31 protein-coding genes and 1 pseudogene are annotated in these 23,555 nt (G+C 71.5%); 20 read left to right on the top strand and 12 right to left on the bottom strand.

Features of this window, described 5'->3' with window-relative positions; translation table 11 throughout:
- The first annotated feature begins 67 nt into the window (after positions 1-67).
- A complete protein-coding gene (locus IE326_RS39620) occupies positions 68-667 on the top strand; it encodes a hypothetical protein (protein ID WP_190045090.1) in 600 nt (199 codons plus the stop codon).
- Between the two features lie 45 nt (positions 668-712).
- On the opposite strand, the gene IE326_RS39615 is transcribed toward IE326_RS39620, so the two are convergent.
- Positions 713-1,864 carry a glycerate kinase gene (locus IE326_RS39615; protein ID WP_190045089.1) on the bottom strand — a complete coding sequence of 384 codons (1,152 nt, stop codon included), beginning with the start codon at positions 1,862-1,864 and terminating at the stop codon, positions 713-715.
- A 112-nt stretch (positions 1,865-1,976) separates the two neighbouring features.
- On the opposite strand from IE326_RS39615, the gene IE326_RS39610 reads away from it, so the two are divergent.
- On the top strand, positions 1,977-3,683 hold the full coding sequence (locus IE326_RS39610; RefSeq protein WP_190045088.1) for a BCCT family transporter: 1,707 nt from the start codon (positions 1,977-1,979) through the stop codon (positions 3,681-3,683).
- Positions 3,684-3,755: 72 nt separating this feature from the next.
- Here the strand turns inward: IE326_RS39610 and IE326_RS39605 are convergent, their stop codons facing one another.
- Both IE326_RS39605 and IE326_RS39600 read right to left on the bottom strand, forming a co-directional pair.
- On the bottom strand, positions 3,756-3,932 hold the full coding sequence (locus IE326_RS39605) for a hypothetical protein (RefSeq protein WP_190045087.1): 177 nt from the start codon (positions 3,930-3,932) through the stop codon (positions 3,756-3,758).
- 6 nt (positions 3,933-3,938) lie between these two features.
- Positions 3,939-4,142 (bottom strand): type II toxin-antitoxin system VapB family antitoxin, encoded by a 204-nt coding sequence (locus tag IE326_RS39600; RefSeq protein ID WP_150235186.1) that lies wholly within the window; start codon positions 4,140-4,142, stop codon positions 3,939-3,941.
- 65 nt (positions 4,143-4,207) lie between these two features.
- Here IE326_RS39600 and IE326_RS39595 point away from each other — a divergent pair, with 65 nt between their 5' ends.
- A complete protein-coding gene (locus tag IE326_RS39595) occupies positions 4,208-4,924 on the top strand; it encodes an SIR2 family NAD-dependent protein deacylase (protein ID WP_190045086.1) in 717 nt (238 codons plus the stop codon).
- On the opposite strand, the gene IE326_RS39590 is transcribed toward IE326_RS39595, so the two are convergent.
- From IE326_RS39590 to IE326_RS39565, 6 genes are all read right to left on the bottom strand, one after another.
- The gene (locus IE326_RS39590) at positions 4,925-5,443 is read right to left on the bottom strand and encodes a methylated-DNA--[protein]-cysteine S-methyltransferase (RefSeq protein WP_190045085.1); all 519 of its coding nucleotides are present in this window, start codon (positions 5,441-5,443) and stop codon (positions 4,925-4,927) included.
- Between the two features lie 32 nt (positions 5,444-5,475).
- Complete coding sequence (locus tag IE326_RS39585) at positions 5,476-6,945, bottom strand: AlkA N-terminal domain-containing protein (protein WP_150235192.1); 1,470 nt, start codon at positions 6,943-6,945, stop codon at positions 5,476-5,478.
- 70 nt (positions 6,946-7,015) lie between these two features.
- Entirely contained in the window at positions 7,016-7,795 is a 780-nt protein-coding gene (locus IE326_RS39580; protein ID WP_190045084.1) for a metallophosphoesterase, read from the bottom strand.
- A gap of 91 nt (positions 7,796-7,886) precedes the next feature.
- Positions 7,887-8,507: an L-threonylcarbamoyladenylate synthase gene (locus IE326_RS39575; RefSeq protein ID WP_150235197.1), complete on the bottom strand. Its 621-nt coding sequence runs from the start codon at positions 8,505-8,507 to the stop codon at positions 7,887-7,889.
- A gap of 84 nt (positions 8,508-8,591) precedes the next feature.
- Positions 8,592-10,025, bottom strand: coding sequence for a phytoene desaturase family protein (locus tag IE326_RS39570; RefSeq protein WP_190045083.1), 1,434 nt, complete (start codon positions 10,023-10,025; stop codon positions 8,592-8,594).
- A gap of 121 nt (positions 10,026-10,146) precedes the next feature.
- Positions 10,147-10,995, bottom strand: a complete 849-nt coding sequence (locus IE326_RS39565) for an inositol monophosphatase family protein (protein ID WP_150235201.1) — start codon at positions 10,993-10,995, stop codon at positions 10,147-10,149.
- 164 nt (positions 10,996-11,159) lie between these two features.
- Here IE326_RS39565 and lplB point away from each other — a divergent pair.
- Positions 11,160-11,699, top strand: a pseudogene (lplB, locus tag IE326_RS39560) (lipoate-protein ligase small subunit); the annotation flags it as partial.
- A gap of 115 nt (positions 11,700-11,814) precedes the next feature.
- Positions 11,815-13,566 carry a recombinase family protein gene (locus IE326_RS39555; RefSeq protein WP_190045082.1) on the top strand — a complete coding sequence of 584 codons (1,752 nt, stop codon included), beginning with the start codon at positions 11,815-11,817 and terminating at the stop codon, positions 13,564-13,566.
- Between the two features lie 139 nt (positions 13,567-13,705).
- Here IE326_RS39555 and IE326_RS39550 read toward each other — a convergent pair whose 3' ends face one another.
- The 3 genes from IE326_RS39550 to IE326_RS39540 all read right to left on the bottom strand — a co-directional run bounded on the left by IE326_RS39550 (position 13,706) and on the right by IE326_RS39540 (position 15,857).
- A complete protein-coding gene (locus tag IE326_RS39550) occupies positions 13,706-15,001 on the bottom strand; it encodes a tyrosine-type recombinase/integrase (protein WP_190045081.1) in 1,296 nt (431 codons plus the stop codon).
- Between the two features lie 77 nt (positions 15,002-15,078).
- Positions 15,079-15,282, bottom strand: a complete 204-nt coding sequence (locus tag IE326_RS39545) for a hypothetical protein (RefSeq protein ID WP_190045080.1) — start codon at positions 15,280-15,282, stop codon at positions 15,079-15,081.
- A 149-nt stretch (positions 15,283-15,431) separates the two neighbouring features.
- Positions 15,432-15,857, bottom strand: coding sequence for a helix-turn-helix transcriptional regulator (locus IE326_RS39540; RefSeq protein ID WP_190045079.1), 426 nt, complete (start codon positions 15,855-15,857; stop codon positions 15,432-15,434).
- 203 nt (positions 15,858-16,060) lie between these two features.
- On the opposite strand from IE326_RS39540, the gene IE326_RS39535 reads away from it, so the two are divergent.
- The 15 genes from IE326_RS39535 to IE326_RS39470 form a co-directional block, all read left to right on the top strand.
- Positions 16,061-16,303 carry a helix-turn-helix domain-containing protein gene (locus IE326_RS39535; protein WP_190045078.1) on the top strand — a complete coding sequence of 81 codons (243 nt, stop codon included), beginning with the start codon at positions 16,061-16,063 and terminating at the stop codon, positions 16,301-16,303.
- A 1-nt stretch (position 16,304) separates the two neighbouring features.
- Complete coding sequence (locus tag IE326_RS39530) at positions 16,305-16,604, top strand: hypothetical protein (RefSeq protein ID WP_190045077.1); 300 nt, start codon at positions 16,305-16,307, stop codon at positions 16,602-16,604.
- Between the two features lie 89 nt (positions 16,605-16,693).
- Positions 16,694-17,512 (top strand): phage antirepressor N-terminal domain-containing protein, encoded by an 819-nt coding sequence (locus IE326_RS39525; RefSeq protein WP_190043619.1) that lies wholly within the window; start codon positions 16,694-16,696, stop codon positions 17,510-17,512.
- Positions 17,509-17,769 (top strand): hypothetical protein, encoded by a 261-nt coding sequence (locus IE326_RS39520; RefSeq protein ID WP_190045076.1) that lies wholly within the window; start codon positions 17,509-17,511, stop codon positions 17,767-17,769. The genes IE326_RS39525 and IE326_RS39520 overlap by 4 nt, the downstream gene beginning before the upstream one ends.
- Positions 17,766-17,969: a hypothetical protein gene (locus tag IE326_RS39515; protein ID WP_190045075.1), complete on the top strand. Its 204-nt coding sequence runs from the start codon at positions 17,766-17,768 to the stop codon at positions 17,967-17,969. Before IE326_RS39520 ends, IE326_RS39515 begins: the two co-directional genes overlap by 4 nt.
- The gene (locus IE326_RS39510) at positions 17,966-18,574 is read left to right on the top strand and encodes a hypothetical protein (protein WP_190043615.1); all 609 of its coding nucleotides are present in this window, start codon (positions 17,966-17,968) and stop codon (positions 18,572-18,574) included. The genes IE326_RS39515 and IE326_RS39510 overlap by 4 nt, the downstream gene beginning before the upstream one ends.
- A gap of 85 nt (positions 18,575-18,659) precedes the next feature.
- On the top strand, positions 18,660-18,974 hold the full coding sequence (locus IE326_RS39505) for a hypothetical protein (protein ID WP_190045074.1): 315 nt from the start codon (positions 18,660-18,662) through the stop codon (positions 18,972-18,974).
- Complete coding sequence (locus IE326_RS39500) at positions 18,971-19,153, top strand: hypothetical protein (protein ID WP_190045073.1); 183 nt, start codon at positions 18,971-18,973, stop codon at positions 19,151-19,153. The genes IE326_RS39505 and IE326_RS39500 overlap by 4 nt, the downstream gene beginning before the upstream one ends.
- A 115-nt stretch (positions 19,154-19,268) precedes the next feature.
- The gene (locus IE326_RS39495) at positions 19,269-20,063 is read left to right on the top strand and encodes a phiSA1p31-related protein (protein ID WP_190045072.1); all 795 of its coding nucleotides are present in this window, start codon (positions 19,269-19,271) and stop codon (positions 20,061-20,063) included.
- A 109-nt stretch (positions 20,064-20,172) separates the two neighbouring features.
- Positions 20,173-20,418 carry a hypothetical protein gene (locus IE326_RS41335; protein WP_229915714.1) on the top strand — a complete coding sequence of 82 codons (246 nt, stop codon included), beginning with the start codon at positions 20,173-20,175 and terminating at the stop codon, positions 20,416-20,418.
- A gap of 94 nt (positions 20,419-20,512) precedes the next feature.
- A complete protein-coding gene (locus IE326_RS41330; RefSeq protein ID WP_268983044.1) occupies positions 20,513-21,370 on the top strand; it encodes a PD-(D/E)XK nuclease-like domain-containing protein in 858 nt (285 codons plus the stop codon).
- Positions 21,367-22,158, top strand: coding sequence for a hypothetical protein (locus IE326_RS39485; RefSeq protein WP_190045071.1), 792 nt, complete (start codon positions 21,367-21,369; stop codon positions 22,156-22,158). Before IE326_RS41330 ends, IE326_RS39485 begins: the two co-directional genes overlap by 4 nt.
- 30 nt (positions 22,159-22,188) lie before the next feature.
- Positions 22,189-22,563: a hypothetical protein gene (locus IE326_RS39480; RefSeq protein WP_190043610.1), complete on the top strand. Its 375-nt coding sequence runs from the start codon at positions 22,189-22,191 to the stop codon at positions 22,561-22,563.
- Positions 22,560-22,730, top strand: a complete 171-nt coding sequence (locus tag IE326_RS39475; RefSeq protein ID WP_190045070.1) for a hypothetical protein — start codon at positions 22,560-22,562, stop codon at positions 22,728-22,730. The genes IE326_RS39480 and IE326_RS39475 overlap by 4 nt, the downstream gene beginning before the upstream one ends.
- Positions 22,727-23,555, top strand: an 829-nt coding sequence (locus tag IE326_RS39470; RefSeq protein ID WP_229915920.1) for a hypothetical protein, incomplete at its 3' end; no start/stop codon positions are given. The genes IE326_RS39475 and IE326_RS39470, both read left to right, overlap by 4 nt.

The following is a 23,555-nucleotide window of genomic DNA, read 5'->3' as shown; positions in this document are numbered from 1 at the left end:
ACGTCGACGGAGACTCCTCCTCGGCCGAGTACGTACGCGCACCCGGGTGACCTGGCAGGATTCCCCCGTGACCATGACGAACGCGCGTACGACACCACGGCGGACGACCCTCGGGAGGGTGCTGATCGGCGTGGGGCTGCTGGCTCCGGTGGTCCAGGCACTGGGGTCCCTGGTGGCGGAGTCGACGCGGCTGGTGGTCCTGCTGGCCGTGTTCGGGGCCCCTTGGCCGTACTGGCTCGCCCTGGCGGTGCTGTGCGCGGTGGGCGTCCGGCTGGCGGGCGGGCGGGGATGGGTGCGCGAGGGGCTGGTCGTCGTGTGCGCGGCGGCGGCCGTGCTGCTGGTGTTCCTGCGCGTGGTCCTCGGGGACTTCCTCTCCCCCGGCTGGGAGGAGTCGGAGCGCTGGGCCGCGCCCGGAGGCGTGGAGCGGTACGTGACGGTGGACACGGGTGCCGCGCTCATCGACCCGCTGTGGCGGGTGAGGGTGGTCTCCGGGTCGGGTCTCACCGCGCGCAGCCATGAGGTGGCCGCGTACGGGGAGCGCTCGGGCTTCGTCGCGGTCGCCTGGGACGGGCCGGACGCGCTCCTGGTCACCGGCAGCGACGGTACGACGCGGATCACGCTGGACCCGTCGACCGGCGCTCCGGACCGGACGGTCGACGGGGGCTGACGGCCGCCGGGGCCGGGCGTCGCGGGACGCCCGGCCGTGGGGGGACTACGCCAGGAAGTCCCGCGCGATGTGCGAGGCCACTTCCTCCAGGAGGGGGCCCGCGTTCGGGATGGACCTGGCCGGGTCGGGCTCCAGGGCGGAGAGGGGGTAGGCGCGGCGGATGCCGGCCGCGCCGAGGGTCTCCGGGGGGAGGGCGAGGCGGCCGCAGACCGCGACGACGTCCTTGCCGGCCGCGCGGGCCGCGGCGGCGACGCCCGCCGGGGCCTTGCCGTGGAGGGTCTGCTCGTCGAGGGAGCCCTCGCCGGTGATGACGAGGGTGGCGCGCTCCAGGGCGGGGGCGAAGCCGAGGACGTCGAGCATCAGCTCGATGCCGGGGCGGAAGCCCGCGCCGAGGAGGAGGGCGCCGTAGCCGATGCCGCCGGCGCCGCCGGCGCCCGGGGAGGCGGCGAGCTCGGCCGCCTTCGGGCCGATGGCCTTCTCCAGGACCTGCGCGTAGTGGGCGAGGGCCGCGTCGAGGGTCTCGACGTCCTCGGGGGTGGCGCCCTTCTGCGGGCCGTAGACGGCGGGCGCGCCCTTGGGGCCGGTCAGCGGGTTGTCGACGTCACTGGCGAGGATGAACTCGACCTCGGCGAAGCGCGGGTCGAGGCCGGAGAGGTCGGCGGTGTGCAGGGCCGCGAGGGCCGCGCCGCCGGGTCCGACGGGCTCGCCGGCGGCGTCGAGGAAGCGGGCGCCGAGCGCGGCGAGCATGCCGGCGCCGCCGTCGGTGGTGGCGCTGCCGCCGACGCCGAAGACGAGCGTGGTGGCGCCCGCGTCGAGCGCGGCGCGCAGCAGTTCGCCGGAGCCGTACGTGGTGGCGGTCAGCGGCGCGAACGTGCCGGCCGGGAGGAGCTGGAGGCCGGACGCCTCCGCCATCTCGACGACGGCGGTGGTGCCGCGCAGCGCGAACGCGGCGGTGACCGTCTCGCCGACCGGCCCCGTGACCCGTACCTCGCGCCGTTCGAATCCGGCCGCGACGGCCGCCGCGACCGTGCCGTCGCCGCCGTCGGCGACGGGCAGGGCCTCGACCGAGAGGCCGGGGACGACCTTGCGGAGTCCCGCCGTCACCCGCTCCGCGACCTGTACGGCCGTGAGCGAGCCCTTGAACTTGTCGGCCGCCACGAGCACGTGAGCGACCCGAGTTGCTGCTCCGTCCGTCACCTTGCATCCCTTGCTTTCGAACAGGCAGTCGCGCCAGGGCCGACCCTATCCGTACGGCCGGACGGCGTGCCACCCCCTGATAAAGGGAAATGTCAGACCATAGTGGGCTCACATGAGCACGGATATGAACGAACGACCGTCCCCGGGTCACGTACCGGAACGCCCCGCGCCCGACACCGCGGTCATCGGGATCGGCGTGGCGGCGGTCGTCGCGGTCGTCGGCTGGGCGGCGCTCGGCAAGGACTCCTTCGACAGCGCCTCCTCCTCGGCCCTCTCCTGGGTCCTGAACAACTTCGCGTGGCTGTTCGTGGTCGCCGCGGACGCCTTCCTGGTGCTGTGCGTGGTGATCGCGCTGAGCCGCTTCGGCCGGATCCGGCTGGGCGCGGACGACTCCGAGCCGGAGTTCACGAACCTGGCGTGGATCGCGATGATGTTCAGCGCCGGCATGGGCATCGGCCTGATGTTCTACGGGGTCGGGGAACCGCTCCAGCACTTCCTCGACCCGCCGCCGGGCGGCGGTCCTGCGGGGACGGGCGCGGCGGCCCGGACGGCGATGGAGTACTCCTTCTTCCACTGGACGCTGACCCCGTGGGCGATCTACGGCATCGCCGGTCTCGCGCTCGCGTACGCGGGCTTCCGCAAGGGCCGCGGCAACCGGCTGAGCAGCGCCTTCGTGCCGCTCCTCGGGGAGCGCAGGGCCGCGTCCTGGCAGGGCAGGGCGATCGACCTGCTCGCGGTCTTCGCGACCGTCTTCGGCACGGCGACCAGCCTGGGCCTGGGCGCGCTCCAGGTGGCGGAGGGGCTGAACCTCACGCTGGACGTGGAGACCTCCACCGCCACCGAGCTGATCATCATCGCCGCGCTGTCGGCGGCCTTCGTCCTGTCGGCCTTCTCCGGCCTGCACAAGGGCGTGAAGTGGCTGTCGACGCTGAACATCGTGCTCGCCGCGGGGCTGGCGCTCTTCGTCTTCCTGCTCGGCCCGACCGTCTACGTCCTGGACACGATCCCGGCCTCGGTCGGCGGCTACCTGCACCAGCTGCTGCCGATGGCGAGCCGCACCGGCGCGTTCACCGACCGCGACTGGCTGGGCGCCTGGACGATCTTCTACTGGGCGTGGTGGCTGTCCTGGGCGCCGTTCGTGGGCACCTTCATCGCCCGGATCTCGCGGGGCCGGACGATCCGGGAGTTCCTGATGGGCGTGCTGCTCGTGCCGTCGGGGGCCACGGTGGTGTGGTTCTGCGTGATGGGCGGCACGGCGATCCGCCTGGAGTCCACGGGCGAGGCCGATCTGGCGACGGCGGTGGAGGACGGGGCGGAGGCGTCGCTCTTCGCGATGCTGGAGGCGCTGCCGCTGGGCACGGTCACCTCGGTCCTGGCGATGCTGCTCGTGATGACGTACTTCGTGACCAGCGCCGACTCGGCCTCCCTGGTCATGGGCTCGCTGACCAGCCGGGGCTCGCTGCACCCGCCGACGTGGCTGGTGGTCACCTGGGGCGTGCTGATGGCGGCGGTCGCGGCGGTGCTGCTGGTGGCGGGCGGCCTGGACTCGCTCCAGACGGCGACGATCCTGGTGGCGCTGCCGTTCGTGGTGGTCATGCTGGTGCTGTGCTGGGCGCTGCTGAAGGAGCTGCGGGAGGACCCGGGCGCGGGCCCGACCCGGCAGCACGCCCTGCACGGGCTGCGGGACGCGGTGCGGACCCTGGTCGGCGAGGCGATGACCGAGCAGGGCGGCGGCTCCCGGCACCACCGGCTGCACCGCGCGGCCCGCTCCCGCGCGGACGCGGAGGGCGACGAGCCGCCCCGCGGCGGCGGGGCCTGAGAGCGCGCCGCTTTCCGGTGGGTGGGGGCGGCGCCACCGCCCCCACCCGCCGCGCCGAGACCTGACGTAGCGTCACCGGCTTTCGGTGGGAAGGGGTTTGGTGTCGCCTCCGCCGTCCCGGTGGTAGAAGCCCGTGACCGCCGCGGACACCAGGAGCATCGCGGCGACGGTCAGCAGCAGGCCCACGACGACTGCGCCGAAGCAGCAGCCGATCAGGTTCCGGACGCGCTCGTCCGGTTCCCCTTCCACGGGGCCTCAGCCCTGCGGGGGTTCCGGCGGCAGCAGCGTGCCGGTGCGGTGGGCCTCGTCGCGGTCGGCGGTCCGGGCCTCCGTGCGGTGGCCGCGCGCGATGTAGTCGCGGACGACGGCCTCCACGGCGTCCTGCGGGCTCCCGACGCCCGCCAGGACCATGACTTCCACGACGAGTTCGGCGTCGAGCGCGATGTTCACCTTGGCCATGGGGGGAACCTAACACCGGGAAACCCGCTCGCGGGAGGGGATGCGGAGTCCCTACCCTCCCCGTCATGACCATGGTCGCGATCCTCACCGGTGCCGGCGTCTCCACCGACTCGGGCATCCCCGACTACCGGGGCCCCCAGGGCCTCTGGCGACAGGACCCGGAGGCCGAACGGCTCGTCACCTACGGGCCGTACATGGCCGACCCGGAGGTCCGCCGCCGCTCCTGGCTGATGCGGCGGGACGCCCCGGTCCTCACGGCCGAGCCGAACGCGGCGCACCGGGCGATCGCCGCCTTCGACCGGAGCGGACACGCGCTGCGGGTGATCACGCAGAACGTGGACGGCCTCCACCAGGCCGCCGGGCTCCCCGGGCGGAAGGTGCTCGAACTCCACGGCTCCGCCCGGTCGGTGGTGTGCACCGCCTGTCACGCCCGCTCGCCGATGGCGGAGGCGCTGGAGCGCCTGGAGGCCGGCGACCCCGATCCGGCGTGCCGGGCCTGCGGCGGGATCCTGAAGCCGGCGACCGTGATGTTCGGGCAGCGGCTCGACCCGGTGGTGCTGGGGAACGCGATGTCGATCGCCAAGGCCGCCGAGGTGTTCGTGGCCGTGGGGACGAGCCTCCAGGTCCAGCCGGCGGCCTCGCTGGCCGGGATCGCGGCCGAGCACGGGGCCCGGCTGATCGTCGTGAACGCCGAGCCCACCCCCTACGACCCGCTGGCCGACGAGGTCCTGCGCGAACCGATCGGCACCGCGCTGCCGGCCCTCCTGGAGCGGTTGCGCTAGCTAGAACAGGGCGTCGTCGGCGCCGGTGCCCGCCTCGAAGGCGAGCAGGCGGCGCTTGCGGTCCAGGCCGCCGCCGTAGCCGGTGAGGCTGCCGCCGGAGCCGATGACGCGGTGGCAGGGGACGATGACGCCGACCGGGTTCTTGCCGTTGGCGAGGCCGACCGCGCGGGAGGCGCCGGGGCTGCCGAGGGCCTCGGCGAGTTCGCCGTAGGTGCGGGTCTCCCCGTACGGGATGCGCCGGAGCTGTTCCCAGACGCGCAGCTGGAACGGGGTGCCCTCCAGGTGGAGCGGCAGGTCGAACTCGGTGAGCTCGCCGTCGAAGTAGGCGTCGAGCTGGCGGATCGCCTCGCCGAAGGGCCGGTGGTCGCGCTCGCCGAAGGTCTCCTCCGGCGGGCGGTGGCGCTGCTCGGTCATGTAGAGGCGGCTGAGGACGCCGTCGACGGCCACCAGGGTCAGCGGCTCGTAGGGGCTGTCCACGACCGTGTGCACGACCCTGCGGGTCGTGGTGGTGCGGGGCATGGTGGAGCTCTCTTCCTTGCGCGGTGGGGCGGTTACACGGGGAGGAGGTTGATCGGGTGGCTGTCGGTGGCCCACAGGTACTGGACGGCGTAGGCCCGCCAGGGCGCCCAGACCGCGGAGCGTTGGGTGAGCGCGCCGGGGGCGCCGGGCAGGCCGAGCGTTTCGGCGGCGCGGCGGACGCCGAGGTCGCCGGGGAGGAAGGCGTCGGGGTCGCCGAGCGCGCGCATGGCGATGAGTTCGGTGGTCCAGGGGCCGAAGCCGGGCAGGGCGAGCAGCCGGGCGCGGGTCTCGGCGCGGTCCGTGTCGGGGCCGAGGGCGAGGTCGCCGCCGGCGAGGGCGCGGACCAGGGTGAGGAGGGTGGCGCGGCGGCTGCGCGGCAGGGCGAGGGTCTCGGGGTCGAGTCCGGCGAGCGCCTCGGAGGTGGGGAAGAGGTGGGTGAGGCCGCCCTCGGGGTCGTCGACGGGGACGCCGTGGGCGGTGACGAGCCGGGCGGCGTGGGTGCGGGCGGCGGCCGTGGAGACCTGCTGGCCGAGGACGGCCCGGACGGCGAACTCGGCGGGGTCGACGGTGCCGGGGACCCGTCGGCCGGGCGCCTTGTCGACGAGCGGCGCGAGCAGCGGGTCGGTGCGGAGCCGGTCGTCGACGGCGACGGGGTCGGCGTCGAGGTCGAGGAGGCGGCGGCAGCGGCTGATGGCGTGGGTGAGGTCGCGGAGGTCGGTGAGGGAGAGCCGGCAGGCGATGTGGTCGGGGCGCGGGGCGAGGGCGACGATGCCGTGCCCGTACGGGAGGGCGAGGGTGCGCCGGTAGGCGCCGTCGCGCCACTCCTCGACGCCGGGGACGGCGGTGGCGGCGAGGTGGCCGAAGAGGTTCGAGGGTTCCAGCGGGGCCCGGAAGGGCAGCCGCAGGGAGATCACGCCGGGGGTGTGGGGGGCGGCGGGCCCGGCGGCGCGGGCGCGCAGTTCGCCGGGGGTGAGCGCGAAGACCTGGCGGACCGTGTCGTTGAAGGAGCGGATCGAGGAGAAGCCGGCGGCGAAGGCGATGTCGCCGAAGGGCAGGCCGGTGGTCTCGACGAGGGTGCGGGCGGTCTGGGCGCGCTGGGCGCGGGCCAGGGCGAGCGGGCCCGCGCCCAGCTCGGCGAGGAGCTGGCGCTCGATCTGCCGGGTGGACCAGCCGAGGCGGCGGGCGAGCCCGGGGACGCCCTCCCGGTCGACCACCCCGTCCTGGATGAGGCGGACGGCGCGGGCGACGGCGTCGGCCCGCACGTTCCACTCCGGGGAGCCGGGGCTGGTGTCGGGGCGGCACCGCTTGCAGGCCCGGAAGCCGGCCCGCTGGCAGGAGGCGGCGCTGGGGTGGAAGTCCATGTTCTCCGGCTTGGGCGGGACGGCCGGGCAGCTGGGGCGGCAGTAGATCCGGGTGGTGCGGACGGCGGTGAAGAAGACGCCGTCGAAGCGGGCGTCCTTGGACTGGACGGCCCGCACGCAGCGCTCGGTATCGGTGTGCATGGTTCCAGGATCGAAGACGTCCGGCCGATGGGCTGGCAGGAAAACGACATGGACGTGCGGGCGGGGACGTTCAGGCGGGGGCGGGGACCGTCCGGTAGTGGGTGGTGAGCCGTCCGTCGCCGCCGAGGACGTGGAAGGCGATCCCGGGCGGGGCGTCCCGGTGGACGTACGGGCTGCCGGGGGTCGCCGGTTCCCACGGCAGCCGGATCGTGGAGACCGTGCCGGGGGCGACGAGCAGCGGGCGCCCGGCGAAGGTGGTGGCGGCCCCGGTGTGGGCGTGGCCGGCGAGGAAGGCGGTGAGGTGCGGGTGCCGGTCGGCGAGCGCGGCGAGCCGCTCCTCGCCGAACTGCCGGATCTCGTCCACGTACGGGGTGTGGAGCGGCACCGGCGGGTGGTGGAAGGCGACGAGGACGGGCGTGTCGCGCGGGGTGTCGGTGAGGACGCGGTCCAGCCGCTCCAGGGTGTCGTCCTCCAGGCGCCCGTCGTGCTTGCCGGGGATCGAGGAGTCGCAGACGGCGAGGACGAAGCCGTCGCCGCGGAGCACCTGGTCGACGGGGGCGGTGGGGGCCGGGTCGCCGTCCTCGTGGAGCAGCGGTCCGAGTCCGGCCCGGAAGGCCGCGCGGTCGTCGTGGTTGCCGGGGCAGACCACCAGCGGGTGGCGGCCGGCGAGGAGCGTCCTGGCCCGCGCGTACTCGGCGGGGTCGCCGTGGTCGGCGACGTCCCCGGAGACGAGGACGGCCGCGAGGTCGTACGGCAGCTCCTCCAGGTGGCGCAGGACGGCACGGGTGCGCGCGGTGGCGCGCTCCCCGCCGTCGATGTGGATGTCGCTGACGTGGGCGATGACGATCACGCGCGGGCCTCCTCCGGGTCGGGGTGGACGGTGGTTCACCGGCCGACCGTACGGTGCGGGGCGGAGCGGGGGAAGGCCGTCCGCCCGGACGTCACTCGAAACGGGCGGGGTCCCCGGCGCCGACGCGCAGGATCTCGGGCTCGCCCTCGGAGAAGTCGACGACGGTGGTGGGGACGGTGCCGCAGTCCCCGGAGTCGAGGACGGCGTCGACCTGGTGGTCCAGGCGCTCCTTGATCTCCCAGCCCTGGGTGAGGGGCTCCTCCTCGCCGGGCAGCAGGAGGGTGCTGGAGAGCAGGGGCTCGCCGAGCGAGGCGAGCAGCGCCTGGGTGACGACGTGGTCGGGGATGCGGACGCCGACGGTCTTCTTCTTGGGGTGGAGGAGCTGGCGGGGCACCTCCTTGGTGCCGGGCAGGATGAAGGTGTACGCGCCGGGGACGGCCGCCTTGACGGCGCGGAAGACCCGGTTGTCGATGTGCACGAGCTGGCCGAGCTGGGCGAAGTCCGCGCACATGAGGGTGAAGTGGTGCCGGTCGTCGAGGCGGCGGATCTCCCGGATGCGGGTGAGCCCCTCGTGGTTGCCGATCCGGCTGCCCAGCGCGTAGCAGGAGTCGGTGGGGTAGGCGACCAGGGCGCCCTTGCGGAGCGAGTCGGCCACGCCGTCGATGATGCGCGGCTGGGGGTTCTCGGGGTGCACGTCGATGTACTTGGCCATGGGGCGAGTCTAGGTCGTGTCCTTCGGGTCGGGCCGGAACGGGCACCGGACGCCGCGAGCCCGGCACGGCCCGAAGGACACGGCCTAGGTTCCCGGGGCGTCGGGGCTCCTGAGGTGGCGCCAGACGGCTTTGGCCGCGTTGTGACCGGACATGCCGTGGACGCCGGGTCCGGGCGGGGTGGCGGAGGAGCAGAGGAAGACGGCCGGGTGGGGGGTGCGGTAGGGCCACGGGGAGAGGGTGGGGCGGAGCACCAGCTGGAGGCCGCTGGCGGCGCCGCAGGCGATGTCGCCGCCGACGTAGTTGGCGTTGCGCGCGGCGAGTTCGGGCGGGCCGGCGGTGGCGCGGGCCAGGATCCGGTCGCGGAAGCCGGGGGCGAAGCGCTCGATCTGCCGCTCGACGGCGTCGGTGAGGTCGCCGCGCCAGCCGTTGGGCACGTGCCCGTAGGCCCAGAAGACGTGCTTGCCCTCGGGGGCGCGGCTCGGGTCGACGAGGCTGGGCTGGGCGGTGATGAGGAAGGGCGTGTCGGGGGCGGTGCCGGAGGACGCCTGGCGCAGGGCGGTGGCGATCTCGCGGGTGGTGGGGCCGATCTGGACGGTGCCGGCCCGGCGGGCGGCCTCGGCGGTCCACGGCACGGGGCCGTCGAGGGCGTAGTCGAGCTTGAAGGCGGAGGCGCCGTACCGGTAGTGGGCGTAGTGGTGGGCGCCGAAGCCGGTGATGCGGGCGAGGGCGGTCGGGGAGGTGTCGAAGAGGTAGGCGCGGGCGGGCGGCAGGTCGTCGAGGCGCTTGACCTCGTAGCCGGTGTGGACGGTGCCGCCGAGTTCGGTGAGGTACGCGGTGAGGGCGTCCGGGACGGCCTGGGAGCCGCCCCGGGGCACGGGCCAGCCGCCGGCGTGCGCGGCGAGCGCGAAGACGAGGCCGACGGCGGAGGTGGCGAAGCCGTCGAGGGGGGCGATGACGTGCGCGACCAGGCCGGCGAGGAGGGCGCGGGCCTTCTCGTCGCGGAAGCGGCGCAGCAGCCAGGTGGAGGGCTGGAGGCCGGTGAGGCCGAAGCGGGCGAGGGTGAGCGGGTCGCCGGGCAGCGCGGTGAGCGGCAGCTGCATGAAGTCGCGGGCGAGGGAGTCCCACTTGCCGAGGAAGGGGGCGACGAGCCGGCGGTAGGTCCCGGCGTCGCGGGGGCCGAAGGAGGCGGCGGTCTCGGCGACGGAGCGGGAGAGGACGGCGGCGGTGCCGTCGTCCCAGGGGTGGGCCATGGGCAGTTCGGGGTGCAGCCACTCCAGGCCGTACCGGTCGAGCGGCATGGTGCGGAAGACGGGCGACCCGGCGCCGAGCGGGTGGACGGCGGAGCAGGGGTCGTGGCGGAAGCCGGGAAGGGTCAGCTCCTCGGTGCGGGCGCCGCCGCCGACGGTGTCCTTCGCCTCGAAGACGGCCACGGAGAAGCCCCGGCGGGCCAGTTCCACGGCGGCGGTCAGTCCGTTGGGGCCCGCGCCCACCACGACGGCATCGAGCAGCGACGTCACCTCGGACTCCTCACGTCGGCCGGCGGTTCGGCAGGGCCAGGATAGGCCCGGTCCCGGCGGCGGTGGCGCGGGCCCTCGGGAGGGGCCGGTTCCGCCGCCGGAGCGGGTGGGTGACCACGCGTCAGTCCCCGGCCGTCCCGGTGGCGAGGAGGGCGCGGATCCGTTCGGCGGTGGCGGCGTCGCGGGCCGCCGTGAACGGCAGGGCGTTGCCCCCGGTGATCCGGAAGGGCTCGCCCGTCACCGTGGTCTGGGCGCCGCCCGCCTCCGTGACCAGGAGCAGCCCGGCCGCGTGGTCCCAGGCGTATTCCCAGCTGAAGGCGGTCGCCGCCAGGGCGCCCCGGGCGACGGCGAGGTATTCGAGGCCGGCCGAGCCGCACGGGCGGGGGCGGACGCCCTCGGTGTCCAGGGCGAGCAGGGCCCGCTTCTGGTCGGGGGTGGTGTAGTCGGGGTGGGAGGTGGCGACCTCCAGGGCCGCGCCGGGGGCGGGCGGGCCGGGGCGCAGCGGCCGCCCGTTCAGGGTCGCGCCGCGGCCGCGGACGGCGACGGCCAGCTCGCCGAGGGCCGGGGCGTAGGTCCAGGAGGCGAGGAGTTCGCCGTGCCGGGCGAGGGCGACCAGGGTGCAGAAGGCGGGGTCGCCGTGGACGAACTGGCGGGTGCCGTCGACCGGGTCGACGATCCAGACGGGCGCGTCGCCGCGCAGCGCGTCGTACCGGCCCGGGTCGGCGTCGACGGCCTCCTCGCCGACCACGACGGAGCCCGGGAGCAGGGCCGTCAGGGCGGCGGTGAGGTGGTCCTCGGCGGCCCGGTCGGCGACCGTCACCAGGTCGTAGGGTCCCGTCTTCTGGCTGATCTCGTGGTCGGCGAGCTGCCGGAAGCGCGGCATGACCTCCGCCGCGGCCGCCTCGCGGACCGCTTCCTCCACCTCGGTCGTGCCGCCGTCGAGGACGTGCTCCAGGAAGGATTCGATCATGCGTCCAGCTAAGCACGCCCCGCTGACGACCGGTACGGGGCGTCCGTCGTCCGCCGTTCACCCGGGGAGTACGCTTTGGACGGTTTCACCCCTTACCGAGACTCCCTGGTCCCCCTGCCGAGGTCCCCGGGATTCCCGGGGTTCCCGAGAGGCAGGTCGGTCCGGTGCACGGTGAGTACAAGGTCCCCGGCGGGAAGCTGGTCGTCGTCGACCTCGACGTGGCGGACGGGGTGCTGTCCCGGGTCCGCGTGGCGGGCGACTTCTTCCTCGAACCCGACGAGGCGATCCTCGCCATCGACCGGGCCCTGGAGGGTGCCCCGGCCGACACCGACGCCGCCGGGCTCGCGGCCCGCGTCGACGCGGCGCTGCCGCCCGGCACCCAGATGTACGGCCTCACCAGCGAGGGCATCGGGGTGGCGGTCCGCCGGGCGCTCGCGCACGCCACCGACTGGACCGACTACGACTGGCAGCTGATCCACGGGCGGCCGCAGTCCCCCGCCCTGCACATGGCGCTCGACGAGGTGATCACCGCCGAGGTCGCGGCCGGCCGCCGCCCGCCGACCCTGCGGGTCTGGGAGTGGGGCGCGCCCGCCGTCGTCATCGGCAGCTTCCAGTCCCTGCGCAACGAGGTGGACCCCGAGGCCGCCGAGCGGCACGGCATCCAGGTGGTGCGCCGGATCAGCGGCGGCGGGGCGATGTTCGTCGCAACGCAAAGGCACTACGGGACTGCCGCCTAGCCATTCGGCGGTTTCCATATAGCTTCAGAGTGCAGCAATCGCGACAAAGGGCGGCCGGAAAAACGACCTACTCTGCGCGATTGTGAGCACCATCGTGACAACCGCACCACTCCGACTGCGCCCCGTCGAGGAGCAGCCCGCTGCCGCCGGCCGCCGCAAGCGCGGCCTGATCTACGTCCGGGTCTCCAAGGCTCGAGCCGACATGATCAGCCCCGAACTCCAGGTCGGCCACGCCCTGACCCTCGCTCGGTCAGAGAACATCGACGTCGTCGCCGAGCCCATCATGGACCTCGGCGAATCGGGTCGCGAGTTCGAAGAGCGCCGGATCGAAGAGATCAAGCAAATGGCGCGCGACCAGCAGTTCGACGTGCTCATCCTCTGGATCTGGTCGCGCTTCGGACGCAACCTCCGCGAATCCCTCCAGCACCTCGACGCGCTCATGGACTACGGCGTCGAGGTCCGGGCCGCGAAGGAGGACTTCGACGGCAAGACCACCATCGGTCGCTTCGCGATCGCCCAGATGCTCAACATCGCCGAACTGGAGTCCAACCAGAAAGCCGACTCGTGGCGCGACACCTTCGAGCGCCGGCGGAACAAGGGGCTCCCTCACTCCAACCGCGGCCGGTTCGGATACTACCGCTGTGAGACATGCCCCAAGTGGGAGTTCGGCCATAAGTTGGAGACCTGCCCGAAGTGCCGGAACGGAATCCTGAAGGTCGACCCGGTGACCGGCCCGGTCCTGGCCCGACTCTACCGCGACTACGCGGCCGGCGTATCGGTCCGCAGGCTGCTGGTAGACCTGAACCGGCAGGGCATCAGGACCTTCACGGGCAAGCCCTTCACGTCCGGCGACCTCCACGCGGTCCTCGACAGCGGGTTCGGCCTCGGCTACGTCCGCTACCTCATACCCGAACTGTCCCACCAGGTCGTCACGAACGACGACGGCACCACGAAGAAGAAGCGGGCGAACAGGCAACGCGATGTCACGGCGTTCCTGTACTACGGCGGCGCTCACGACGCAGTCCTCGACGACCCGGTTGAATGCGAGCGCATCTGGGACGCGTACACCAAGCGCCGCATGGCTCAGAGCGGCCAGAGCTTCTTCTCGAATCGCCCGCGCTACTCCCTCTCCCGGCACCTTCGCTGCTCGGGTTGCGGCGGCCGGATGCAGACCGCCCTGCGCGAGAAGAAGTACCGGCGTCCCCTGGTCGACGGCCTCCCCAACCCGCTCGACGTCACGTTTCGCTGCGCCAACCACATCGACTCGAAGTCATGCCCCGTGAACGGCACATACGTCTCTTTGGCCGTCGCGGAGAAATGGCTCCTCCATTGGCTCGACCGCGAAGCACAGATGGGCAAGGAAGAAGCCGACGCGGTCGCAGCTAGGATCGATGCGCTCAGGACCCAGAGTGACGGCGACCAAGCCCTCCTGACCCGCATCGAGAGCATCCAAAGTCAGCTGGAAGGGCTCCGCACCAAGGACGACAAGCTGACCGACGCGGTCCTCGCCGAGCTGGTGTCCAAGGACTCGGCCCGCCGGAAGCGAGCCGAGCTGGACACCCAGAGGACGGTGCTCGTTCAAGAGCAGTCGGAACTGCGTGCGAAGCTGCAGGAGACACCCGTACAACAGCCCCGCCCGCCCCAGGCACACTTGCTCACCGCCCGCCGGATCTATGTGGCCGCGAGCCAGGCCGACCGGCGCGAACTCGTGTCGAAGCTGATCCGCGAAATCCGAGTGAACAAGGGCGGGAGTGGTCCCGACAAGGTCGCTATCTACCCCCTCTGGGAAGCGCCGCCGCCGTGGATCCCCCGGAAGTCGCCGACCGGCTCCTGAACACCGACTCCGACTCCGTACCGAACTGCCAGGACGACCGCGAGATCCAGGAGATCTCGCAGAGCGCGACCCTGTCTGGCCCTGGACCTGGGGTGATACCAACTCGCCCACCCCTAGTGGGAAACGAGTGGGAGATGATCTAGGAATCACCACCCTCTGCAGACCGCCGCTGGAAGGCATCCCAGCGCCCTTGCAGAGTCCTCGTGATGGCGCGCTCCATCGGTACCGTCACACTGCTGTAGATACCCTCCACGCCATCCATCTCATGCCCCATCCGGGCCTCGACGGCGTAGCGGCTGTGCTCCAGCTCCTCGTCCAGCCACGCCTTGTGGCTGTGCCGCAGCAGGTACATCCGCTTGCCCTGGAACTCCGGCACAGCGGGGATCGCGGGCCGGGGGATACGCACCCCGGGGCCCTTCGGCCGCTCGTCGGCGCCGCCCCTGATCTCGTACCAGTAGTCGCCGTTGAAGTCGCCGGCCGCGAGGCAGCCGCCGCGGTAGGCGGGGAACACCCAGCGGCTGCTGTGCGAGGCCAGCATCGCCTCCAGCATGTCCGCGAGGAACGGGGGGATGACGAGAGTGCGCTGGCTCCCGTACTTGGGCGGAAAGAACTCCGCCCCCTTCACCCTCTTGGTGCGCTGGGCCTGCCGCTCCACCCGGATGGCCGGCAGCAGATCCGCTCCCTTGCCGTAGCGCTCCAGGTCCTCGTCGTACCGGTCTGCCTCTTCGGGATCGAGCCTCAGGTCGGAGGCCGGCCAAGCCGGGTAGCAGTACTCGCGGGTGAGGCCGAACAGCTCTCCGGGCCGCATCCCGGTCATGGCCATCGTCCAGATCATCACGTAGCCGGGCTCGCCCAGGAGCACGCGGGCGTTACGGGCCAGCGCCTCGACGGTCTCCTCGGACACGTCTCGCTTCCGTTCCTTCGGCTTCTTGACGAACTTCCCGCGCTTCTTCGTGCGTTCCACCGGAGAGGTCTTGATGAGCCGGGGAACGGCGTCATCGAGGATCATGCCCAGGGTCGACAGCACGTTCTTGGCCGTGGCCGGGCCGACCTTCTGCTGGATGTGCTTCTTGAAGGCCCGGTAGGTCAGGGGGTCGATGTCGCCGATGGCCAGATGGCGGAAGTAGGGGCGGATGTGCGTCTCGACGCGGGACCGGTAGGCCAGCTCGGTCGAGTATGCGTAGTCCATCGCGGCCAGCCAGTCGTCGAGCCACGTGTCCATGAGGGTGGCCCGGTCGCGGTTCTTGATGTGGGTGCCGTGCCGGATCTCGTAGAGCTTGTCCTGGCCGTGCCGGTACGCCTCGCCCTCGTCGGTGAACCCGCCCTTGGACTCGTACCGCTTGCGGCCGTTGGGCAGGAACTCGCCGGCCCACCACTTCACACGGCAGGTGTTTCCCCGCCATTCGACATGCACGAACTGGTCGAAGTCGGCCATGCGACTACCCCCTCTGCACTGTGAGGACGCGGTGCCCGGCAGTACCCCTACCGCCGGGCGTCCGCGTTCCCATGATCTCAGGGCAGGCTGCCGAGGGGGCAGCCGTGGCACTGACCACAGGTTCCTCCGAGGCCCTGCACCAGCTCTCGCAGAGCGTTTCCGGCCTCGCTGTGGGGGTTGAGCTGGCGAGGGATGACACAGACGATCCCGCTGTCGGTCTTGAGAGCCGTCCCGTGGAAGTCGGGCCCGTAGTCGACGATGAGTGCGTCTTCTTGCAGCATGGCTCCCCCTGCTGGGTTGGTACTGGGAGCCTTCGAGGGTGTGCCATGACTCTGCCACGGAAAGTGGAATCCGGTACTAGTTGTGGCCGAACTTGTTCGGTCGTTTTTATCAGTATCTGAGCAGCCGAAAAGGTTGTACGACCATGGGACTAGTTTGAACCGCCGAGAAGCCCTTTCTCCTTGAGGTCGGCGACGACTCGCTCGCTGAGAGCTCTGATCTCGTCGGCTGTCAGGCCACTCGTCGTAGCGATCGCCGCGAGCTGGACGACGTCCTTGGCGGTGTCGAACGCCTCTGGCGGGATGGGTGAGATCGAGACACCGGGAGCCCCGTCTGCGGGAGCGACGGGCACTGGGCTGCGGCCCTCCAGGACGGCTACGCAGCTTCCGGGCGCCCACTGCAGCACGGGGTCGACTCTGCTGTAGCTGAGTTCACGCACGGGCAGCCCGTCTTCGATGCGTTTCCAGGTGCCGGGGGAGATGCCGGCGGTGCGGGCTGCGTTCTTATAGCCGAGGCCCAGGGCCAGTCGGCGCTCTTTGACGGCCTTCGCGAGGGCGTCCAAGTCACGGGGTGCCATGCCCCTCATAGTGACAGGGCCAGCTAGGGCCAGCCAGGACCAGGGTGCACTACGGCCCAAATTTTGACCCTCCCCTAAGGCCCACTTAAGCCCGCTCGAACGCCGCCCGAGGGTCGAGTGTGTGGCACTCAGTGTCCAACTTGAACCCAGTAGGGTCCAACTAGTGCTGGACATGATGGTCCAACTAGGTCTACCTTCAAGGCATGCACCAACCCCCAGCCACCCTCCCGGTGGACGGGCCCGAGCTGCGTAAACGGCGCATGGCCGCAGGTCTCGAAATCGACGACCTCGCCACCGCTGCCGGCATAAGCAGGTCGTACCTGAGCCACCTGGAGACCGGGTCCCGCACCCAGATGCGACCCGCTCGGTACAAGCGCCTGTTCGACGCCCTCTCGGCTGCCGAGAGGGCTCAGACGAACCCCCACGGGGACACAGACAAGGAGTGACATGCCTGGCGACAGGAGCGAGCGGTACCTGAAGTACGAGATGCCGCAGGAGCCGAAGGACCCGAACGCCGACATCCTCACCGTCCAGGAAACGGCCTGGATCCTCAAGTGCAGCGTGAAGACCGCCCGCCGGCGCATCGCCGCCCTGGACATCAAGCGCAAGCCGGGACGACGCGTTGTGACGACCAAGGCTGACCGCCAGCTGCTGCTCGACGACAGCCTGGTCCAGCCGGCGAAGAACACCCCGCGGCGCGGCCGCCAGGGCCTGGGCCGTATGCCGCTCGGCCCCCTCGCCGCCTAAGCGCGGTATGCGGGCCGCCGCCGGAGGTCAGAGCCCGACGGCCGGCCCTAGATCCACCCTCGCCATCCAGACAAGAGAAGGGCAGACCCTTGCCTACATCATCCCCCGAGTCGCGGCAGGTCGTGAAACTCGACCTCTCGGTCGGCTCCATCCACACCACCATGGTCGACGGCCACCCGCACATCGTGCTCAAGCCGGCCGTCGAAGAGCTCGGGCTCAGCTACCCCGCCCAGTACCGCAAGCTCCAGACCCGCTCTTGGGCCTCCGTTGCTCAGAGGGCAATGCAGGTCCCCGGCGACGACCAGACCCGCACGCACACCACGGTCACGGTCCGCACGTTCTTGATGCTGCTGGCGACCGTGAACGAGAACAAGGTCGCCGAGTCCGCCCGCCCGACGCTGGTCGCGTTCCAGAACGAGACCGCGGACGCGATCGAGGCGTACTGGACGCAGGGCGGCGCGATCAACCCGCGTGCCACCGAAGAGCAGCTCGACTCCCTGATCTCCCGCGCGAAGCAGCAGGCCGAGATCCTGTCGATCCTGTCGGGCATCGTCGCCCCCGACTGGCTGGAGATGAAGGGCCGCCTCGTCGCCGCCCGCGCCCTCGGCGAGGAGCCGGAGATCGACCCCCTCGACGTGCCGCTGTACGTGCCCGACTTCCTGAAGGACAAGGGCCTGAAGCGGAAGCAGATCGAGTCGGTGCAGTCCTGGTTCGGCCGCCGCGCCGCCGCCCTGTACGAGGCCGAGCACGGTGAGAAGCCGGGACGCCGGCAGGCAGACCTGCCGAACGGATCGGTCCGTGAGACCTACGCCTGGACGGCCCGCCACCTGCCCCTGTTCGAGGAGACGTGGGACCGCTTCTACGCGAGCCAGTACCCGACCCAGCTCAGCCTCGGCGGTGCAGCGTGATCACCTTCCGACTTGCTTCCGTCCCGATGCCGCACCGGGTCGCCGAGATGGTGCTGGCCGCCATGCCGGAGCCGGTCGGCCAGGCCGTGATGGAGACGGAGGACGCCCTCCGCGAGATCGGCCGCTTCCGCCCGCTGGCCTCCGCTGATGACCGCATCGACTTCGAGGCCGAGCTCGGCCGTCTCGCCGCCCGCAACAAGATCCTCGCCGCCTGTCACCCGCGGTTCGCGGTCTCCCCCTGGGGGCGTGCCGCATGACCGCCCGCGACCTCGAGCGCCTGGACGTGCAGCTGGCGGACCTGATCGAGGCTCTCCGGATCCAGGCCGGCTGTCTCGCCGAGCAGGCCCACCAGATGGACCCGTTCGACGCCGCGTTCGCCCGCCTCGCCTGCGAGCACGGCGACCGCTGCTCCACCCCCGACACCTACCCCACGTGGACGCCCAGGAGGGCCTCGTGAGCGACACCAAGTCCGCCCTCCGATTCGCCGAGGACGTTGCCGAGCACGAGCTGGAGATCGTCCTCGACCAGGGCGTGCACCGGCACCTGCGCTTCAAGGCCCCCGACCACAGCTTCTACTGGTTCGAGATCGTCACCTGGCCCGGCAGCCTCGTCATCCGCGGCGACGTCAGCGACCACGCGTTCTCCCAGCAGACCACGTACATGCTCAGCCTCGCCGAGGACATGCTGCCGTACTTCCGCGGCAACGGCCTCAACCCGTCGTACTGGGCGCAGAAGGTCCGCGGCGGCGAGGGCGTCACCCGCTTCTCGTCCGATGCGTTCCGCCGGCAGGTCGTCGAGGAGCTCAAGACCTACGGCGCCGACTCGAAGCTGATGGCGGCTGTCCGCGAGGAACTGCTGGAGGGCTTCTCCTTCGGCGGCGAAGAAGCCGCCCGCGAAGCCCTGGACTCCTTCAGCTTCGGAGACTTCCGCTTCCACGACATCTTCGAGTGGGACCTGACTGAGCCCACGCCGCAGTTCCTCTGGTGTCTCCGCGCGATCTTGTGGGGCATCGCCCGCTACGACGAGGTCAAGGCCGAGATCGCCGCCGAGGCTGCCTCGTGACCCGGGCCTGGCTGCAGCTCGCCGCCACCACCGCCGGATCTCTCTTCCTGCTGGCCCTCGGCCGCCACCTCAACCGGAGTCCCCGATGACCGACTGGCTCAACGAGATCAAGGACTGTGCCGACGCCGCGACCGACGGCACCTGGTGCATCGAGTACGACGGCGCCACCTACAGCATCACCGGCAACCCCGCGGCCGGCACCGCCATCTGCACGATGACCAACGAGGCCGGCCTCGACGGCGCCGCCCAGACGTGGGCCAACGCTCACTTCATCGCCCGGGCCCGCGCCGACATCCCCCGGCTCCTCGACTGGATCGACCAGTTGCAGGCCGAAGTCGACAGCCTGCGCGCGGAGAAGGACCAGCTGCGGCAGGTGCTCATCAGCGGAGCTGCGGCGTGAACGGCTACCTGCGCTGCCCGGCGCCCCACTGCACGCATCACACGACCGGCGCCAACCGCGAGACCGCGGCCGAGACCATGACCGACCACCTCATCCGCGCCCACGGCCTGCCGGAGGTGTCGGCCAGCTACCAGGCCGACCTGCTCCTCCCCATCACCACCAACCCGCAGGCCGCCTGACTCGCCGGGCCGGCGGTGACCCGACCCGCAGGCCCGGCGCCCAAGCCACCACGCAGGACGCCCCGTCGAGGCGTATTCGACGGGGCGTACCTCAAGCATCCCAGAAAGGGACCCCGTGACCACCATTCTGACCAACGACCTGCAGCGCATGCTGAAGCAGGTAGCCCCGCACGCCAGCACCGACGACACCATCCCGACGCTCACCGCCGTCCACCTGGAGTCCCGGGACGGATACCTCTACGCCGTCACCACCGACCGCTACACCATGGCCGTCTCCCGCCAGGCCATCCTCAACACCGGCGAGTGGAAGACCGCCATCGCTGGTGCCCACGTCCCCACCATCCTGGCCTGGCTGAAGACCAACACCGACATCTCCATCACGGCCCTCGGCGGAGACATCCCGACCGTCACCCTGAACGGCACGGTCAACTCGCTGACCATCGCCGCTCTGCCCGCCTCCACCGTCCTGCCCGACTGGCGGCGTCTCGTGCGGAAGTTCTTCGACATGGGGCTCAACCCGGTCCCCCTGACCGGCGTGACCCCGAAGTACCTGGCCCGATGGAAGGACGCCGCGCAGGTGCTCCACCTCTGGCAGGCGGCGCCGGGGGCCGCGTTCGTCTTCATGGACGACCGGTCGGAGTTCATCGGCATGCAGATGCCGATCCGCAACGACCAGACGTCCCGCGAGGAACTGTTCGACGGCTGGCGGAAGAGCCTGACCCGGTACGTCGACGTCGGCGACATCCGCTTCAACCTCGACGAGGACATGGTCGACCGGGACGGCGACCCGTGGAAGTACTCCGGCGAAGACCAGGATGGCGAGCCGCTGGTCCACCTGCTGGGCATCGAGGACGACACCTTCCCCCTCGCCGCCGCCGTCAGCCAGTTCGGCCTCCGGCCGGCCGCCTGACCCACCCCAGACCGGCGCGTCGAGCCCTCCCCCCGGCTCCGCGCCAGCCAGGCCGCCCCAAGCCCCCAGCGCGGGGCGGCCTGGGCCCCAAGCCATCAAGGAGCCCTTCATGGACCACGCCATCACTCCGGAAGTCGCCAACCATGTCCTGGCCCACTACGGCCGCGGCGGCTACCAGGCCGGCAGCTTCACCGAGCAGATCATCAAGGCCATCGACATGGCCGACGTCGACAACCGCGACAAGCTCGCCCACGGCTTCCCCGGCTACGTCGCCGCCGTCGTCGCCATCCAGTACGACCCCAACGGCGTGGCCCACCTCAAGGCCATCGCGGCCGGCGAGCAGGTGGCGGCGTGATCACCTGCCCCTGCGGCGACACCGCCGGCCCGTTCGTCCGCACTCCCCAGGGCGCGCGCTGCGAGGACTGCGCCGACACCGAAGGCGGCCAGCAGTGACCGCGGCGGCAGGAGCCCCCGAGCTGGGCCTGCACACCGACCTGTCCAACGAGGCCTACCACGCCGACAAGACCAGCCTGTCCTCGTCCGGCGCCCGGAAGCTCCTGCCGCCGTCCTGCCCCGCCAAGTTCCGCCACGAGCAGGACCACCCCCAGCCCGCCACCAAGACCTTCGACTACGGCAACGCCGCCCACAAGGAAGTCCTCGGCAACGGACCCGAACTCGTCCTCGTCGACCACGACCTGTGGAACACCGACGCCATCCGGGCCGAAGTCGCCGCCATCCGCGAAGCCGGCGGGATCCCGCTCAAGCGCCACGAACTCGACATGATCAAAGCGATGGGTGAGGCGCTCCTCTCCAACCCCCTCGCCGCCGCCCTCCTCGACCCCGCCTCCGGGGCCCCCGAACAGTCTGGCTTCTGGCTCGACGGCCCCACCGGCATCCGCCGCCGCGTCCGCTTCGACTGGCTCCCCACCGGCCAGTCCGGCCGGCTGATCATCCCCGACTACAAGACGTCGGACGACGCCAGCGAGGACGCCTTCCAGAGGGCGGTCGCGAAGTACGGCTACAACATGCAGGCCGCCTGGTACGAGGAGGCCGCGCAGGTCCTCGGCCTCGGCGGTGACGACACCGAGCTCCTGTTCATCGTGCAGGAAAAGAAGCCGCCCTACCTGGTGAACGTCATCGGCATCGACTACTTCGCCCGCGAGATCGGCCGCGCCAAGAACCGGGCCGCCATCGAGACCTTCGCCGACTGCATGGAGACCGGGGTGTGGACCGGCTACGGCGACGAGCCGAACTACGTGTCCCTCCCCGGCTGGACCGAGAACCGCGACAAGGAGACCTACCTGTGAACGCCCCCAGCCCCAGCCCCGCCAGCCGCATCGGCCAGTCGACGGCGATCGAGATGTCGCGGGCCGAAGCCGAAGTGAAGGCCGCGGTCTTCATCGCCCAGCAGAACCCGCGCAACATCGAGAACGCGCAGAACGAGATGCGGTTCGCCTGCCGCCAGTACGCGCTCGCCGAGAAGGCGTTCTTCTCCTACCCGAAGGCCGGCGAGACCGTCAGCGGCCCCTCCATTCACCTGGCCCGCGAGCTCGCCCTGATCTGGGGCAACGTCCAGCACGGAACGATGGAGCTGTCCCGCGACACGGTCCTCGGCCAGTCCGAGATCCTCGCCTACGCCTGGGACCTCCAGCGCAACTCCCGCTCGTCGCAGATCTTCATCGCCCCGCACGTCCGCGACACCCGGAAGGGGAAGAAGGACCTCACCGACCTGCGGGACGTGTACGAGAACAACGCGAACCTCGGCGCCCGCCGGCTCCGCGAGGCGATCTTCGCGATGCTGCCGGCCTGGTACACGGCCGAAGCCATCACGATCTGCCAGGAGACCCTCGCAAAGGGCGACGGGACCTCCCTGGAGCAGCGGATCCAGCAGGCCATCGACGGCTACAAGCGGGTCGGCGTCACGGTGCAGCAGCTGGAGACGAAGGTCGGCTACCCGCGGGCTCGCTGGGACGAGGCCGACATCGCGAACCTCCAGGTCGTCTTCCAGTCCGTCGCCAAGGGCGAGATGAGCCGCGACGAAGCGTTCCCGCCGCCCCGCATCACCGCCGCCGAGATCACTGGCCAGCAGCAGTAGCCACCCCACCCCGACCGGAAGGACTCTGCCATGACCCGCCGCCTTTCCCCGGCTGAGCGTCTCGCCTCCGCCGAGAAGGACCTGCTGCTCGAAGACATCGCCGACCAGTCGTCGTGGGACCGGTTCCTCGTCGAGCAGGCCGTCTACCACTTCGGCACCCGCCACAGCGAGTTCTCGGCGAACGACCTGCGCGACGTCCTGCCCGAGCTCGCCCACGGCTTCCTCGGCGCCGCGATCAACAGCCTGCGGACCGCCGGCGTCATCGAGCACACCGGCCGCGTCGTGCCCTCCACTCTGGCCTCCACCCACGGGCATCGGCTCGGAGTCTGGCGGCTGAGTGTCAAGGGCCTCGTCATAGCCGAGCAGCGCCGGGCCCGGGGCCAGCAGCCGCAGGCCGCCGCATGAGGCGCCGGCCGTGGGTCCAGCGCGAGATCGCCGCCTCCTGGATCCTCATCGACCTCCGCCGCTGGCGCGACGACCACCGCACCCGGCAGGCCATCACCGACCTCGCCACCTGCCACGCCCTGTGGAACCTCCCCGCACGACAGCCCCGGAAGGAGACCGGACAGTGACCACCGACCGCGAACCGCCGAACCACGACAAGCTCACCTGCTACGTCAACTACCGCTGCCGACGCCCGGCCTGCGTGGAGCGCTACAACGAGCGGACACGTGAACGTCTGCAGAGCCAGGCATCGGGCGAATGGGACAGGCTCGTTGACGCCCAGCCGGTCAAAGATCACGTCAAGAAGTTGATCGACGCGGGCGGCACGCCTCACGCAATCATGGCCCTCTCTGGAGTAGGAAGCTGCGCAATCCGCAGCCTGCTCCCGCCGGGACACCCCAGCAGGATCCGACACGGCCACCGGGTGACCCGCGAGACCGCCGAACGCATCCTCGCCGTGGCCGAGATCGACGTCACCCCGCCCCTCATCAACGCGTGCGGCACCGCTCGCCGCACTCAGGCCCTCGTCGCGTCGGGCTGGCCGATCATCTACCTGGCTGAGCCCCTCGGATTCAACAAGAAGTACATCTACGAGTTCCTCAAGCGGGCCAGTGCACCCGGCGGGGCAGAGGCTTGCGCGAGGACCGCACAGCGCGTTGCACTCGCCTACGAAGACCTCAGCAGCAAGCGGCCAGCCAAGTCGGGCATCAGCAAGAGGTCGGTGGCCTCCGCTCGCCGCTACGCAGCTTCCCGCCGCTGGCCGGACGTCGCCTACTGGGCCGACCGCATGGACGTCATCGACGACCCCGACTTCGAACCGCTGTACGGGGTCACCCGCCGTGAGCTCGTCGCCCAGGACGCGAGCTGGGTGATGCGGACCACCGGCGCCGACAAGACCACCGCGGCCGAGCGTCTCGGAGTCACCCGCTCGTACATCGAGCACGCCTTCCGCG

This window comes from Streptomyces filamentosus (genome assembly GCF_014654895.1).
GTDB classification, from domain to species: domain Bacteria; phylum Actinomycetota; class Actinomycetes; order Streptomycetales; family Streptomycetaceae; genus Streptomyces; species Streptomyces filamentosus.
Note: the sequence above shows the minus strand (reverse complement) of the source record. Positions and strands in the feature narration are given on the sequence as shown.

Bases quoted from the DNA above. Each gene is read 5' to 3' on its own strand.
- IE326_RS39610 (WP_190045088.1), top strand. From the start codon at position 1,977: ATGAGCACGGATATGAACGAACGACCGTCCCCGGGTCACGTACCGGAA.
- IE326_RS39600 (WP_150235186.1), bottom strand. From the start codon at position 4,142: ATGGCCAAGGTGAACATCGCGCTCGACGCCGAACTCGTCGTGGAAGTC.
- IE326_RS39595 (WP_190045086.1), top strand. From the start codon at position 4,208: ATGACCATGGTCGCGATCCTCACCGGTGCCGGCGTCTCCACCGACTCG.
- IE326_RS39590 (WP_190045085.1), bottom strand. From the start codon at position 5,443: ATGCCCCGCACCACCACGACCCGCAGGGTCGTGCACACGGTCGTGGAC.
- IE326_RS39585 (WP_150235192.1), bottom strand. From the start codon at position 6,945: ATGCACACCGATACCGAGCGCTGCGTGCGGGCCGTCCAGTCCAAGGAC.
- IE326_RS39575 (WP_150235197.1), bottom strand. From the start codon at position 8,507: ATGGCCAAGTACATCGACGTGCACCCCGAGAACCCCCAGCCGCGCATC.
- IE326_RS39565 (WP_150235201.1), bottom strand. From the start codon at position 10,995: ATGATCGAATCCTTCCTGGAGCACGTCCTCGACGGCGGCACGACCGAG.
- IE326_RS39550 (WP_190045081.1), bottom strand. From the start codon at position 15,001: ATGGCCGACTTCGACCAGTTCGTGCATGTCGAATGGCGGGGAAACACC.
- IE326_RS39545 (WP_190045080.1), bottom strand. From the start codon at position 15,282: ATGCTGCAAGAAGACGCACTCATCGTCGACTACGGGCCCGACTTCCAC.
- IE326_RS39540 (WP_190045079.1), bottom strand. From the start codon at position 15,857: ATGGCACCCCGTGACTTGGACGCCCTCGCGAAGGCCGTCAAAGAGCGC.
- IE326_RS39535 (WP_190045078.1), top strand. From the start codon at position 16,061: ATGCACCAACCCCCAGCCACCCTCCCGGTGGACGGGCCCGAGCTGCGT.
- IE326_RS39530 (WP_190045077.1), top strand. From the start codon at position 16,305: ATGCCTGGCGACAGGAGCGAGCGGTACCTGAAGTACGAGATGCCGCAG.
- IE326_RS39515 (WP_190045075.1), top strand. From the start codon at position 17,766: ATGACCGCCCGCGACCTCGAGCGCCTGGACGTGCAGCTGGCGGACCTG.
- IE326_RS39505 (WP_190045074.1), top strand. From the start codon at position 18,660: ATGACCGACTGGCTCAACGAGATCAAGGACTGTGCCGACGCCGCGACC.
- IE326_RS41335 (WP_229915714.1), top strand. From the start codon at position 20,173: ATGGACCACGCCATCACTCCGGAAGTCGCCAACCATGTCCTGGCCCAC.
- IE326_RS39480 (WP_190043610.1), top strand. From the start codon at position 22,189: ATGACCCGCCGCCTTTCCCCGGCTGAGCGTCTCGCCTCCGCCGAGAAG.
- IE326_RS39475 (WP_190045070.1), top strand. From the start codon at position 22,560: ATGAGGCGCCGGCCGTGGGTCCAGCGCGAGATCGCCGCCTCCTGGATC.